At 71.2% G+C, this 11,759-nt stretch carries 12 protein-coding genes; 3 read left to right on the top strand and 9 right to left on the bottom strand.

Annotation, left to right across the window (positions count from 1 at the left end):
• Positions 1-9: 9 nt before the first annotated feature.
• The 7 genes from ACWIX7_RS25660 to ACWIX7_RS25630 form a co-directional block, all read right to left on the bottom strand.
• A complete protein-coding gene (locus tag ACWIX7_RS25660; protein ID WP_448619228.1) occupies positions 10-1,263 on the bottom strand; it encodes an ATP-grasp domain-containing protein in 1,254 nt (417 codons plus the stop codon).
• A 68-nt stretch (positions 1,264-1,331) separates the two neighbouring features.
• Positions 1,332-2,747, bottom strand: a complete 1,416-nt coding sequence (locus ACWIX7_RS25655; protein WP_448619227.1) for a M20/M25/M40 family metallo-hydrolase — start codon at positions 2,745-2,747, stop codon at positions 1,332-1,334.
• Positions 2,748-3,289: 542 nt separating this feature from the next.
• Positions 3,290-3,697, bottom strand: a complete 408-nt coding sequence (gene vapC / locus ACWIX7_RS25650; RefSeq protein ID WP_448619226.1) for a type II toxin-antitoxin system VapC family toxin — start codon at positions 3,695-3,697, stop codon at positions 3,290-3,292.
• Positions 3,694-3,906 carry a type II toxin-antitoxin system VapB family antitoxin gene (locus tag ACWIX7_RS25645; RefSeq protein WP_448619225.1) on the bottom strand — a complete coding sequence of 71 codons (213 nt, stop codon included), beginning with the start codon at positions 3,904-3,906 and terminating at the stop codon, positions 3,694-3,696. Before ACWIX7_RS25645 ends, vapC begins: the two co-directional genes overlap by 4 nt.
• A gap of 274 nt (positions 3,907-4,180) precedes the next feature.
• Positions 4,181-4,684: a tyrosine-type recombinase/integrase gene (locus ACWIX7_RS25640; RefSeq protein ID WP_448619224.1), complete on the bottom strand. Its 504-nt coding sequence runs from the start codon at positions 4,682-4,684 to the stop codon at positions 4,181-4,183.
• Positions 4,685-4,758: 74 nt separating this feature from the next.
• Entirely contained in the window at positions 4,759-5,292 is a 534-nt protein-coding gene (locus ACWIX7_RS25635; protein WP_448619223.1) for a PaaI family thioesterase, read from the bottom strand.
• Positions 5,289-6,680: an MFS transporter gene (locus ACWIX7_RS25630; RefSeq protein ID WP_448619222.1), complete on the bottom strand. Its 1,392-nt coding sequence runs from the start codon at positions 6,678-6,680 to the stop codon at positions 5,289-5,291. The genes ACWIX7_RS25635 and ACWIX7_RS25630 overlap by 4 nt, the downstream gene beginning before the upstream one ends.
• Before the next feature lie 168 nt (positions 6,681-6,848).
• On the opposite strand from ACWIX7_RS25630, the gene ACWIX7_RS25625 reads away from it, so the two are divergent.
• The 3 genes from ACWIX7_RS25625 to ACWIX7_RS25615 all read left to right on the top strand — a co-directional run bounded on the left by ACWIX7_RS25625 (position 6,849) and on the right by ACWIX7_RS25615 (position 9,627).
• Positions 6,849-7,292: a winged helix-turn-helix transcriptional regulator gene (locus ACWIX7_RS25625; RefSeq protein WP_448619221.1), complete on the top strand. Its 444-nt coding sequence runs from the start codon at positions 6,849-6,851 to the stop codon at positions 7,290-7,292.
• A 654-nt stretch (positions 7,293-7,946) separates the two neighbouring features.
• Positions 7,947-8,411, top strand: coding sequence for an amidase family protein (locus ACWIX7_RS25620; RefSeq protein WP_448619220.1), 465 nt, complete (start codon positions 7,947-7,949; stop codon positions 8,409-8,411).
• A complete protein-coding gene (locus ACWIX7_RS25615) occupies positions 8,365-9,627 on the top strand; it encodes an amidase family protein (RefSeq protein WP_448619219.1) in 1,263 nt (420 codons plus the stop codon). Before ACWIX7_RS25620 ends, ACWIX7_RS25615 begins: the two co-directional genes overlap by 47 nt.
• 653 nt (positions 9,628-10,280) lie before the next feature.
• On the opposite strand, the gene ACWIX7_RS25610 is transcribed toward ACWIX7_RS25615, so the two are convergent.
• Positions 10,281-10,652, bottom strand: a complete 372-nt coding sequence (locus ACWIX7_RS25610; protein ID WP_448619218.1) for a nuclear transport factor 2 family protein — start codon at positions 10,650-10,652, stop codon at positions 10,281-10,283.
• 173 nt (positions 10,653-10,825) lie between these two features.
• On the bottom strand, positions 10,826-11,071 hold the full coding sequence (locus tag ACWIX7_RS25605) for a hypothetical protein (RefSeq protein ID WP_448619217.1): 246 nt from the start codon (positions 11,069-11,071) through the stop codon (positions 10,826-10,828).
• Positions 11,072-11,759 lie beyond the last annotated feature (688 nt).

The following is an 11,759-nucleotide window of genomic DNA, read 5'->3' as shown; positions in this document are numbered from 1 at the left end:
GTTCAGCCGCTACACGCGGCTCAGGCGGTTCTCCTCGTCACGCATCCACATCTCGAGCAGCCCCCGGTAGTGCGCGATGAAGTGGTCGTGCTCGTGCGGTGGGAACGTGGAGCGCACCGTGTCGACCAGCAACCGGTCGAAGTCGGGACCCCGGACCCAGTCGAGCACGACCTCGTCCAGATGGGCGAGCCGGCTGGCGCAGAAGTCCGCGTAGGCCTCGACCTGGAAGTAGTCGTCGGCCAGGGCCCGGTAGGCCTTGAGCTTCTCCTCGTAGCCCAGGTCCTCGCGGTCGGCGATGTTGAAGTACCGGCGGGTGTCGAGGTCGTAGCGCGGCCGGCGGCCCGTGGCGGTGCAGTACACCGACCACCGGACCAGCGCCTTCAGCGCCCACGGGAAGTAGTAGTGCAGGCTGGTCAGCGCGATGTCCGGGCAGGCGTTGGCGTAGTCGATGGGGTGGACGACGCCGTCCTTGATGAGCGTCTCGCAGGAGTTGAACTCCCAGCGGAAGAACGCGTTGACCAGCCGACCGATGGTCACCGTCTCCTCGCCGGTGGCGGCGTCCAGGAAGCCGTGGGAGACCGAGTACCGGCCGTGCATGGGCTGGTCGGGGTCGAAGTTCATGACCATCGTCTCGGGGCCGATGGACAGGCTCCGGGCGAAGACGTCGTACCCCGAGACGGCCTTCTGCAGGTGCATCAGGCGCTGACCGGAGGCGTCGTAGGCCCGCTGCAGGTCCTCGGCGTTGCGGATCATCGTGACGCCGACCCACGCACCTCCGTCGTACGGCTTCATGAACAGGGGGTAGCCCATGCGGTCGGCTATCGCGGTCAGGTCGAACGGCCGGTTGTACTTCTCCGCCGTGTAGGCGTACTTGGTGTGGTCCGGCGGGTTCTTGTACGGGATGAGCACCGTGTCCGGCACGCGCAGGCCCAGCCGGAGCATGGCGCAGTAGGCGGCGTGCTTCTCCATGCTCTGGAAGGTGAAGGGGCTGTTGAGCAGGTAGACGTCGTCCATGAGCGCGGCCTTCTTCAGCCACTCACGGGGGTGGTAGTACCAGTAGGCCAGTCGGTCGATGACCAGGTCGTAGCGCGGCTTGGCGCACAGGTCGAACGGCTCGACCGTGATCCGCTCGACGTCGTACTGGTGAGCGGCGCCGGTCCCGTCGTGCACGGTGCCGAGGCGGCGCACCATCGCCTCGAAGGCGGTGGGCCAGTCCTCCTCGGTCCCGAGCAGCAGCCCGATGAGGTGCCGGTGGTCGGACATCGACGCTCCTCCAACGGTGGCGGGGCCTCCCGCGTCGCTCCAGTGACCTGGGCGGACGCGGACGGATCCTAAGACCGGCCGGGGATCCCTGCGAGTTCGCGCCAGAGGTGCGCAGCCGCCTCGGCCCCGCGGTGCAGCATGGGCAGCAGCACCCGCTCGTTGGGCGAGTGGATGCGGTCGGTGGGCAGCCCCGCACCCAGGAACAGCAGCGGAGCGCCGAGTTGCTCGACCAGGTCGGCCTCCGGTCCGCTGCCGCCCTCGCGCAGGTAGAGCACGTCGTCGGGATCGCGGTCCCAGGCCTGCGCGATCGCCCGCCGCAGCGCGGCCATGCCGGGCGAGTCGAGGTCGCTGGCGCACGGAGCGACGCCGGCCTTCTCTATCAGCACGTCGGCGGTGACCCCCTCCGGCAGCCGCTGGTCGACCCAGGCGCGGACCTGGTCGGCGATGTCCGCAGGAGCCTGGTCGGCCACCAGCCGGAAGCTGAGCTTCGCGTGTGCCTCGGCCGGGATGATCGTCTTGTGACCCGGGCCCTGATAGCCGCCCCACATGCCGTTGACCTCCGCGGTTGGCCGGGCGCCGGTCCGTTCCAGGGTGCTGAACCCGGCTTCTCCGTACGCCGCGGAGCCCGCCGCCGGCCCGGCCAGCCACGCCTGCTCGTCGAAGGGCACCCGGCCCATCAGCTCGCGCTCGCGGTCGGACAGCGGGCGGACCTTGTCGTAGAAGCCTGGCAGGGTGACGCGGCCCTGGTCGTCGTGCAGGCCGGCAAGCAGCTCGGCCATGGCGTGCAGCGGGTTGGGCACCGCGCCGCCGAACGAGCCGGAGTGCAGGTCGACGGCGGGTCCGCGCAGCGTGATCTCGGCGCCGGTCAGCCCGCGCATCGAGACGACGGCGCTGGGGACGTCGGGAGCGGCCATGCCCGTGTCACTGACGACGACGACGTCGCAGTCCAGCCGGGCCCGCCGCTCCTTCAGCAGTGCGGCGAGGTGCGGCGACCCGGACTCCTCTTCTCCCTCGATGAGCAGCTTCACGGTCACGGCCGGGGTGTCCCGACCGGTCGCGGCGAGGTGGGCGCGCATGCCGAGCAGGTGCATGGCGACGTTGCCCTTGTCGTCGATCGCGCCGCGGGCGTGCAGCTCCGGGCCGTTCGGTCCTTCGACGGCCGTCGGCTCGAACGGCGGGTGCACCCACAGCTCCAGTGGATCCACCGGCTGCACGTCGTGGTGCCCGTACACGAGCGCGACCGGGGCCTCGGAGTCGCCCGACGGCCACTCGGCGTAGACCGCGGGTGCGCCGGGCGTCGGCCAGATCTCGACCGTCGGGAAGCCGACCCTGCGCAGCGCCTCGGCCAGCCACTCGGCGCTGCGGGCGACGTCCGAGGCGTGCGCGGGATCGGCGGAGATCGACGGGATCCGCAGCCAGGCGTCGAGATCGGCGCGCAGGTCGTCGAGGTGGGCGGTCACGAACTCACGCTCGGGGCTGGTCACGACCCCCGACCGTAGCCCGCTGCCGAGGACGTCCTCCTGCCGTCGACCGCATACGGCGACACGTGCTCCATGTCGACGTCGGCGATCTCTGCTTCGACGTGGGCGAGGTCCGCCCGCCCCGGCGGCCGATGGGACCTCCGCCGGGCGCCGACGGCGATCCCCGGGGACGAGTCGCCGCACCCGAGCCTCAGCAGAACGAACCACTGCCTTCGGGGGTGACGGCATGTCGTTGCTGAACGGTGATCGCTGGGAGCCGGCCGCCGACGTCGACGACCCAGCCGTTCCGGCTGCGCTCACAAAGCTCGAGGCGCCCGCTCAGCAGGTGGGCGCCAGGCGTGTGCGTATGTAGCGAGTCGCCCCTCGGACACCGAATTGATCTACACGGTCTTCAGGCCGTCGGGGTTCTTCGCTTTCTGATGTCGGCACGTCCCGTCGAGGCCGGATGGACTGCATCGGCCCAGCCGGGCAGGGTTCTCGGAGGCCCGTAGGTCGTCCCCACACAGGACAAGGGACGATGGAACCGGTGGCAGCCCCCTGCGTGGTCAGTCCGTTGCCCGCCGGTCCAGGGACACACCCAAGACCTCACAGATGCGATCGACGTCGACATCCTGTGCGAGCACGCTGGCTCCGCTACGCCAAGCCACCGCGATGACCAAGCAGTCCAAGAGGCCGCGAGGGGTCACCCCGACGCGACGGCAACGACGGTAGACCCGGGCAGCCGCATCGAAGTCCGCGACAGGATCGATCGCCAGCAGATGACATCGCAACAGCAACCGGCGGAGATCATCCGCCCGTCGGTCATCTCGTGCCCCCGCAAGAACCTCCATGAGCACGGGCTCGGTGATGGCGAGGGGGCCGCCGGAGGCGATCAACTCAGTCATCCGCCGATCCACGGCGCTGCCCGTCGCCCGATCGAACTCCACCCAGGCAGAGGTGTCGGTCAGGATCACGCAGCGCCGCGCGGTGCACGGTCCTCCGGGACGTCACCCATCGCCCGGGCGCCGCGCATGGACAACGCCTCATCGCGGCTCATCGGCTGACCGGCCAAGTGCCGCAGCGCGAGGTCGACCGCCTCCGTCTTCGTCCTCACGGCGTAGCGAGCCATCACGACCTGTACCAGGTCGTCCTCGATCTCGATGTTGGTCCGCAGTCGCGCCATACACCTATAGTACACCTTACGTGTGCTATAGGTGTAGGCATTGCCATTGGATCCCTGAGCGTTTCCTGCCCTGAGAACACGGCATCGGAGGCGGTGTCACGGCGACTCGGGACGGTTGCTCAACAGCCCATGACGAGCCGTGTGCGTATGTAGCGTGTCACCCCTCGGACACCCAGCCTCACCCCGGTGTTCCTGCAGGTCAGGAGCTCGGAGTGTCTTGCAGTAGGGGCTCCTCAGGCCCTCGTGATACCCGCGTGGTACTTCGCGCCTCGACTCAGCCCTCGAGCAGCGCCGCGAAGCGGTCGGCCACCTCGCGGCCCATGCCGGGGTGGACGTGCTGGTAGACGGTGAGCGTGATCGTGGCGCTCGCGTGACCGAGGTGCTCCGAGACCACCTTCACCGGCACGCCGTCGGCCAGCAGCAGGGTGGCGTGGGTGTGCCGCAGGTCGTGCAGCCGGGTCACTGAAGCAGGTCCTCCCCAGCACCTTGTGCGCCTGGACGACCTGGCCGGCGAAGCGGCGGGAGTACCGCTCGGGGAGTGCCGGTGGGTGCCGTCGAGGTTGCCGAGCATCAGCGCCGAGTCGCGCACGAGGTCTAAGGCCAGCCCTCCGCGGGCGGACCGGTAGGCACGCAGCGCGGCGACGGTGCCCGCGTCGAGGTCGACGACCCGGGACCGGCCGGTCTTGGTCGGACCCTCGACAGGGCGCTCGCCGCGCCCTTGGCCTTCACCACGCCGACGCTGCGGCGGACCTGGACCCGGCCGGGCGCCCAGGTCCACATCGCCTCAGCGCAGGGCGAGCGCCTCGCCGCAGCGGACTCCCGCGACTCGCGCAGGTCAGCGACTGTCGCCGCTCATCCATCCCTGAGCGAGAAGACCAGGCAGGTGCTGGACGCGGTGGCGACCAACCTGCCGTCCCCGTCACGCACGTCGCCGTCGGCGAAGGCGGCTCGACGTCCTGGTCTGGTGACCCGGCCGGTCGCGGTCAGCTCGCCTCCACCATGCCGGACCGGACGCAGGTAGCTGACCTTGATCTCCAGACTCGTGTAGCCCACTCCCGCTGGCAACGTGCTGTGCACCGCACAACCGGCGACGGAGTCGAGGAGCGTGCAGACGAGGCCGCCGTGCACCACGCCGATGGGGTTGTACGCCGACTCGTCCGGCTGGCACCGGAACTCCACCGTCCCCTCGCCCACGGAGACCGCGGTCATGGCCATCAGCCCGCCGATGGGTGCTGGGGGCAGCCGGCCGTCGATCATCGCCTGCAGGTATTCGCGGCCACTGAGGTCGCGCATCGCGTGGGCGCCGATCATCGGGTCCCACCAGGTGACGGTCCTCGACCGGGGTTGGCCCCAGCCGTCGGGGGGTGAGCCTTCGTCCGGTCTCATGCCGCCTCCTGCGGTCGGGGGTGCGGAAGCGTCGCGGCAACCGCGGCCGGCCGGACGCGCCGGGCCAGGACGGCGACACACACGGCCCCGGCCGCGACGAAGAAGGCGATGGTCAGCGCGATGCCGTGCCGGAACGCGGTGAGCGGATCGGGGGCGGGGACCGTGAGCGCCGCGACGAGCGCAGCCACGCCCAGCACGGTGCCGACCTGCCGGGCCATGTTCAGGATCCCGCTGCCGGTGCCCAGGTTCGCCCCGGGCAAGCCGGCACTCCCGGCTCCCAGCAGTGAGGGGATGGCCAACCCCACCCCGGCCCCGCCGACCAACTGCGCCGGCAGCAGGTGCGTCACGTAGGCCGGCTCGATCTGGATGAGCACCAGCCACAGCACCTGCGCGAGCGCGCCGACCCCGCAGCCCAGGGCTGCGACCCGCCCGACCCCACCCAGCACGGGGATCAACCGTGGCGCGACGAGCCGCGCGAACGGCAGCACCATCAGCGGCCCCGGGGCGATGGCCAGCCCCGCCTCCAGCGGTGTGAAGCGCCAGACCGTGGTGAGGAACTCGACGGTGTTGAGCAGGAAGGCGCCGAAGGCCGCGTAGTACAGCACCGACGCCGCTCCGGCCCCGGAGAACGCCCGGGACCGGAACAGGCCCGGCTCCAGCACCGGCGCCGGATGACGGAACGAGCGCACCACGACCGCCCCCGCGCACAGGGCTGCCGCCAGCAGCAGGCCCAGGAAGCCGGCCGATACCCAGCCCCAGTCCGCCGCCTCGACCAGTGCCCCGGCGACCAGGCCGACCGCCAGCGCGAGGAACATCGCGCCGAGCAGGTCGGGGCGACTCCCCCGCGCTTCGTCCCGGCTCTCGGGCACCAGGCGCAGCGCGAGCAGGATTGCGACGACCCCCACCGGCAGATTCACCCAGAAGACCCAGCGCCAGCCGATCTCGACCAGGCCACCACCGATCACCGGACCCAGGGCCGCGCCCAGGGCGCCGAGCGCCGACCAGGACCCGAGCGCGCGGGCGCGCTGTTCGTGCGGGATGACGGCCAGCAGCAGCGACAGCGATGCGGGCACCATCACGCCGGCCCCGACCGCTTGCACCGTCCTGGCCGCGACCAGCCAGCCCACCCCCGGGGCCAGGCCGCAGAGCAACGACCCGCCGGTGAACACGGCCAGTCCCGCAACCAGGGCTCGCCGGCGCCCGACCCGGTCGGCCCACCGTCCGGCGGGGACCAGCACCGCCGCGAACACGATCGTGTACGCGTTGAGGATCCACGACAGCGAGCCCAGTTCCGCCCCCGCGTACTCCTGTCCGATTGAGGGGAACGCCAGGTTGACGATGAACAGGTCGAGACTGGACATGAACACCGCGATGGCCAGAACCGCCACGACTGCCGCCGTCCCACCGTTCGGCACGGGTTCGGTGACGACGGATGAGCGCGATCTCTTGCCGAGCCCCATGGATGGCCCCCGGGGGTTAGTTCGAATTCTGGACGCACGGTAGCCCGCCGGGGTGAGTCCGTCCAGATGTCGGACTCAGCGCGTTAAGCTTGGGACATGGCAGCACCGGCGGCACCCCGCGTCTGCTCCATCGCGCGCGCGCTCGAGGTGGTGGGCGAGAAGTGGGCACTGCTGGCCGTACGCGAGGTCTTCCTGGGCAACCGCCGCTTCGACGAGATGATCCGGCGCACCGGAGCACCGCGAGACACGCTGGCAGCCCGGCTCCGCACGCTGGTCGACGCCGGCATCCTGCAGCGTCACCGGTACAGCGATCACCCGCAGCGCTTCGAGTACCACCTCACAGCCGCCGGCCGGGACCTCTACCCGGTCATCCTGACCCTGCTGCGATGGGGCGACGAGCACCTCGCCGGCCTGGAGGGCCCCCCGCTGGTCCTCGAGCACACCTGCGGGCACCGCCTGATCCCGGAGGTCACGTGTCAGGCCTGCGGGGAGGTCGTCGATCAGGCGGAGACGACTAGGCGGTCCCCCACCAGCTCCTGATTCCGCAGGTGTTCGCCGCTCTCGGGCTCGGCCGTCGTGAGTGCAGGACGGTCGCTGTCGCGGGTCCGCGCAGAAGTCGGCGTGAGCCCACCGCACGTGACAGCGCGCCGCCCGCCGCTACGGAGCCGCAGCCGGCTTCTGCGGCCTCACTCGTCCACCCGCCTCGCCCGAAACGCGCCAGCGTCTGGATCGGGTGATCGACGGGCTCGCTGGCGCGTTCGCCCGGTGAACAGGCTCCGGGTGAAGCCAGTGATCACAGCGTCGTCCGTCGGGCGCGTCAGGTTTGCGATCATGTCCACGAAGCCTTGTAGACCGGGCTCCTTGCCCACCCCGGGAGACGCCGTGTGACGGCTCCCGCTCCACGGTCTCCGACTCCCCTCGGACGCTCCTCGCGGATGAGCCGCTCCGCGGGTGGACCGACGGCATCCGCGACACCGCGGTGGCTGCGGTCCGGTCACCGCAGCAGGAGTAGCCGCCGCCTGCGGCGTACCTGACGACCCACGCAGCGTGACGGCTCCCGAACCGGGACGCGCTGCCGTCGAGGTTCGGGTGTTCCTCTCTGCGCGTCTGTCAGACGGTCCTGTGTGCCTGACGGAGGCACCAGGCACGTGGCTCCGAGGCATCCCGCTGAGCGCCCGGGGAGGAACCGTGCGTGTGGCCCTCGACCCCTGTCCCTCGCGCAGAAGTGTCACGGTGACCGCTGCCATGGCCGGGCTGCTGCTGGTCCTCTCCGGCACCGTGGCGGTCCCGTCATCCGGCGCCGACCCGGCGCCCGAGACGACAGGTCCGGCCGTCGTCGCACCGTCGCTGGGCGGCCTCGACCTCGACGCCGCCACCATCCCCGAGATCCAGGCCCGCATCGATGCCGGGACCTTCACCGCGGTCGAGCTCACCCGGGCCTACCTGGCCCGGATCGTCGAGCTCGACGACGTGCTCGGCTCGGTGCTCTTCGTCAACCCGAACGCCGTCGCGGAGGCCGCTGCCAGTGACCAGGTCCGCCGGGAGAGCGGCGTGCGCGGCCCCCTGGAAGGGATACCCGTGCTGCTGAAGGACAATGTGGACACCGCGGACATTGCCGACCACAGCCGGCTCTCGTGCCCTGCTCGGGAGCCGACCTGACGACGCGACGATCACCCGTAAGCTCCGCGAGGCCGGCGCGGTCATTCTGGGCAAGGCGAACCTGTCGGAATGGGCGAACTTCCGCGGGGACGATGCCACCAGCGGTTGGAGCGCTGTGGGCGGGCAGACGAACAACCCGTATGTCCTCGACCGCAACCCCAACGGTTCCTCCTCCGGCTCGGCCGTGGCCGTCGCCGCCGCCCTCACCCAGGTCGCCATCGGAACCGAGACCGACGGATCCATCGTGTCCCCGGGCGGCACCACCGGCGTCGTCGGCCTCAAGCCCACACTCGGGTTGGTCAGCCGCAACGGAGTCGTCCCCATCTCCGCCGAGCAGGACACTGCCGGACCGATCGCCCGGCACGTCATCGATGCGGCGCTGCTCCTGCGGGTCGTCTCCGGACCAGACCCAGCTGACCCCGCAACCCTCGCGGCGCCTGGGCAGGAACTCAGCGGTGCGGACCCGGATGACGACGCGCTCGAAGGCTCACGGATCGGCGTGTTGACGCTGACGCCCGAGGAGTCCGTGGCCGTTGACGACGCCACCGAGGCGGTCTTCGCGACCGCGATCAAGTCGATCGAGGCCGCCAGGGCCACGGTGATCCCGGTGCAGCTGGCGAACCAGGCCGCGATAGACGAGGGCGAGTTCCCCGCGCTGTTGGCCGAGTTCCACCGCGACATCAACGCCTATCTCGCGGCCACCCCCGGCGATCACCCGGCCGACCTCGCCGGCCTGATCGCTTTCAACCAGCAGGATTCGCTCGAACTGGTTCCCTTCGACCAGGAGACCTTCGAGCAGGCACAGGCGGCGGCCGTCCCGGCCGATGACCCGGCAGTGCGCGAGCTGCGCGACACCATCCGCACGTTGGCTCGGGCTTCCATCGACGACGCCCTCGCCCAGGGGCCCGGGCCCGAGGACGATCTCGAGGCGATAGCGGCCTTGACGAACACGCCGGGCTGGGTCACCGGATACGAGCACATCGACGGCGTCGGCGACGCGTTCGGCTACGAGTCCTCCACCCCCGCGGCGGTTGCCGGCTACCCGAGCGTCACTGTCCCGGCCGGCTTCGCCGGCCCGCGAGAGACGCTTCCGATCGGGATCTCCTTCATGGGCAGCCGATGGGAAGACGCGGCCGTGCTGGACCTGGCCTTCGACTTCGAGTCCGAGGTTGGGGCACGCCGGGCTCCGGAGTTCCTCCCCACCGCGGGAGAGTGAGATCCCGGACGGACGCGGAGTGCGCCGTCGACCGAGGCAGGGCCCACCGACGACAGGCTCGTCCCGTGGGTCGTCGACTCTGGCTTCCGTCATCTGCAGATGTGCCGATGACCCTCGGGAAGTCCGGGCCGCCCACGTTCTGCGTCGGTGGCTCCGCGGGTTGGGCACTTGCCGGGGCTCCCGGCACACCGGGACGCCGATCCTTCGGGGTTCGGCGGCATCGCTGCCGTCTAGCGCGACCTCGTGACGGATGACCAGCGCCGCCTCGCCGAGCGCCGTGGCAGGACGCCGAGCGAGACCCTGGAACGGTTCCGACGGGGTCGTCGCCAGTACGCCCGCAGCGACCGGCCACACCGCGGCCTCGCTCGTGAGGTCGTCGTGCACGGCCAGGACATCCGCCGCGTGCTGGGGCTTGAGCGCGCCCCTTGGTCGAGGCTGTCACCCCCCGGTGGCGTTCGTCTGACTGAGGGGGTTGAGCATCATGCGCTCCCACGGGGCGTCCGGCAGACGACCCCGATGGACACTGCACTGCAGGCGAGCGACGAGCTGTTCCACTGGACACGTGACGCCCGACGGGCGCAGCCGGGTCCGGGTCCATGCCGGAGCGCGACGATCGACCGGGGCTGCGACCGGGCGCGGCGGCGGTGCGGTCGTCAGTCGGCGGCCGACGGGTGGACGAAAACGAGAATCTCGGTGATCCGACCGTCCTCGACCCGGACGACGTCACGGCCGGTGACCACCGGCGAAGCGCCCTCGGGGCCGAAGCCCCAGGCGCGGGTGCCCAGCCTGCCGTCGACCTCGGCCTCGCCGAGGGTCTGGAACACGAAGCCGGGGGTGCTGTCGAGCAGTGTCCGGACGTGCTCGTCGAGCGCCTGCGTGCCGTGGACGGCCTCGGCACCGAGGTGCAGGACGACGTCGGGGGCGTACAGCTCTGCGATGGCGGCGGCTCGCGCGGCGGCGCCCCGCTCGCCGAAGACGCCGAGAACGTTGCGGAGCATCAGGTCCTCGACGGTGGTGCTGGTCATGGCGGCCTCCTGGTCGTGGTGCTCTCGGTGACCGCCCTGTACGACCGAAGCCGGAGGGAGGAAGTCAGCGTCGGCGCGGAGCGCGGATGCCGAGTGCTCGACCCGGGGACCTGTCCAGGCGGTGGCGTGATGCGATGCGAGCGGTCGGACAGGCCACGCTCACACGTCGCAACTCACCGCTGCACGGCTGCCGGAGGCGGGCCGACTCGGGACGACGATGTGCTGTCGCGGCTGGAGCACTCACTCGGGGGCTGCTCGACCCGCTCGAGCGACTGCACGTGCTCGTCCTGCACCCGCAGGATGGCGTGGCCTCCGCGGAACAGGACGGTCCAGCCGTCCTCCCGCTCCAGAGCGACGTCCTCGTAGGTCTCGCGCACGACCTGCTCGCCATCCCCGTAGACCATCCGATACGTCGGCATCTGCGATCTCCCTCGATCATCGGTCCTGCGTCCGGCCACTTCCGCAGGCCGACTGCGGAGCGGCTCCGTCCGGCCTGCGCCCGCCGGCGGCCACGGACCCCGGCCGGTGACCGCCGCCGAACGGCCCAACCGTGGCCCTGGACACGGAGCCTCGCATCGGTCATCCGACTTGCGGCCTGCCCGGCCGGCCCCCTCCAGGTGCGCACCAGGCGAACGCCTGGGCCCTGGCCACCACGGGAGGACCGAGCCTCTGGTGGCCGCTGCGATGGCAGGACGAACTCGGGGCACGAGTTGAGGAGGCCGACGATGCCAGTACGCCCGCCCCGGAGGCGCGCCCCCGGCCACAGCGCGATCGAGGGACGTCGTCCGGAGGCGACGGACGGGCCTCCCGCTACGAGGACGGCCCCGAGCCCGGCAGGCGTCCGCGGAGGGCATCCCCAGGCGCACCGAGCTCTCCCGACCGCCCGATCCCGATCCGCCCGTGGTCACTCCACAGCCCTCTCAGGACCCGGCCATCGGCGCCTGGCAGCAGGATGGAGAACGGGCCAGACGAGTGGGCCCCGATCGGCAGCCGTGTGCCGATGACGCGAGTCCCACCTCGGGCACGCGCACGAGAACCAACACGGTCACCGGCCGCGGGGTTCTGTCACCCTGGCGCGTCCGCCTCCGGCGACATCGGCGTCCGGAG

The organism is Geodermatophilus sp. URMC 65 (assembly GCF_053502545.1).
This window is presented reverse-complemented; position numbering and strand designations above follow the sequence as displayed.

What these genes read in the sequence shown, in the direction of transcription:
- ACWIX7_RS25660 (WP_448619228.1), bottom strand. Translation starts at nt 1,263, where the DNA reads ATGTCCGACCACCGGCACCTCATCGGGCTGCTGCTCGGGACCGAGGAG.
- ACWIX7_RS25645 (WP_448619225.1), bottom strand. Translation starts at nt 3,906, where the DNA reads ATGGCGCGACTGCGGACCAACATCGAGATCGAGGACGACCTGGTACAG.
- ACWIX7_RS25610 (WP_448619218.1), bottom strand. Translation starts at nt 10,652, where the DNA reads ATGACCAGCACCACCGTCGAGGACCTGATGCTCCGCAACGTTCTCGGC.
- ACWIX7_RS25635 (WP_448619223.1), bottom strand. Translation starts at nt 5,292, where the DNA reads ATGAGACCGGACGAAGGCTCACCCCCCGACGGCTGGGGCCAACCCCGG.
- ACWIX7_RS25625 (WP_448619221.1), top strand. Translation starts at nt 6,849, where the DNA reads ATGGCAGCACCGGCGGCACCCCGCGTCTGCTCCATCGCGCGCGCGCTC.
- ACWIX7_RS25605 (WP_448619217.1), bottom strand. Translation starts at nt 11,071, where the DNA reads ATGCCGACGTATCGGATGGTCTACGGGGATGGCGAGCAGGTCGTGCGC.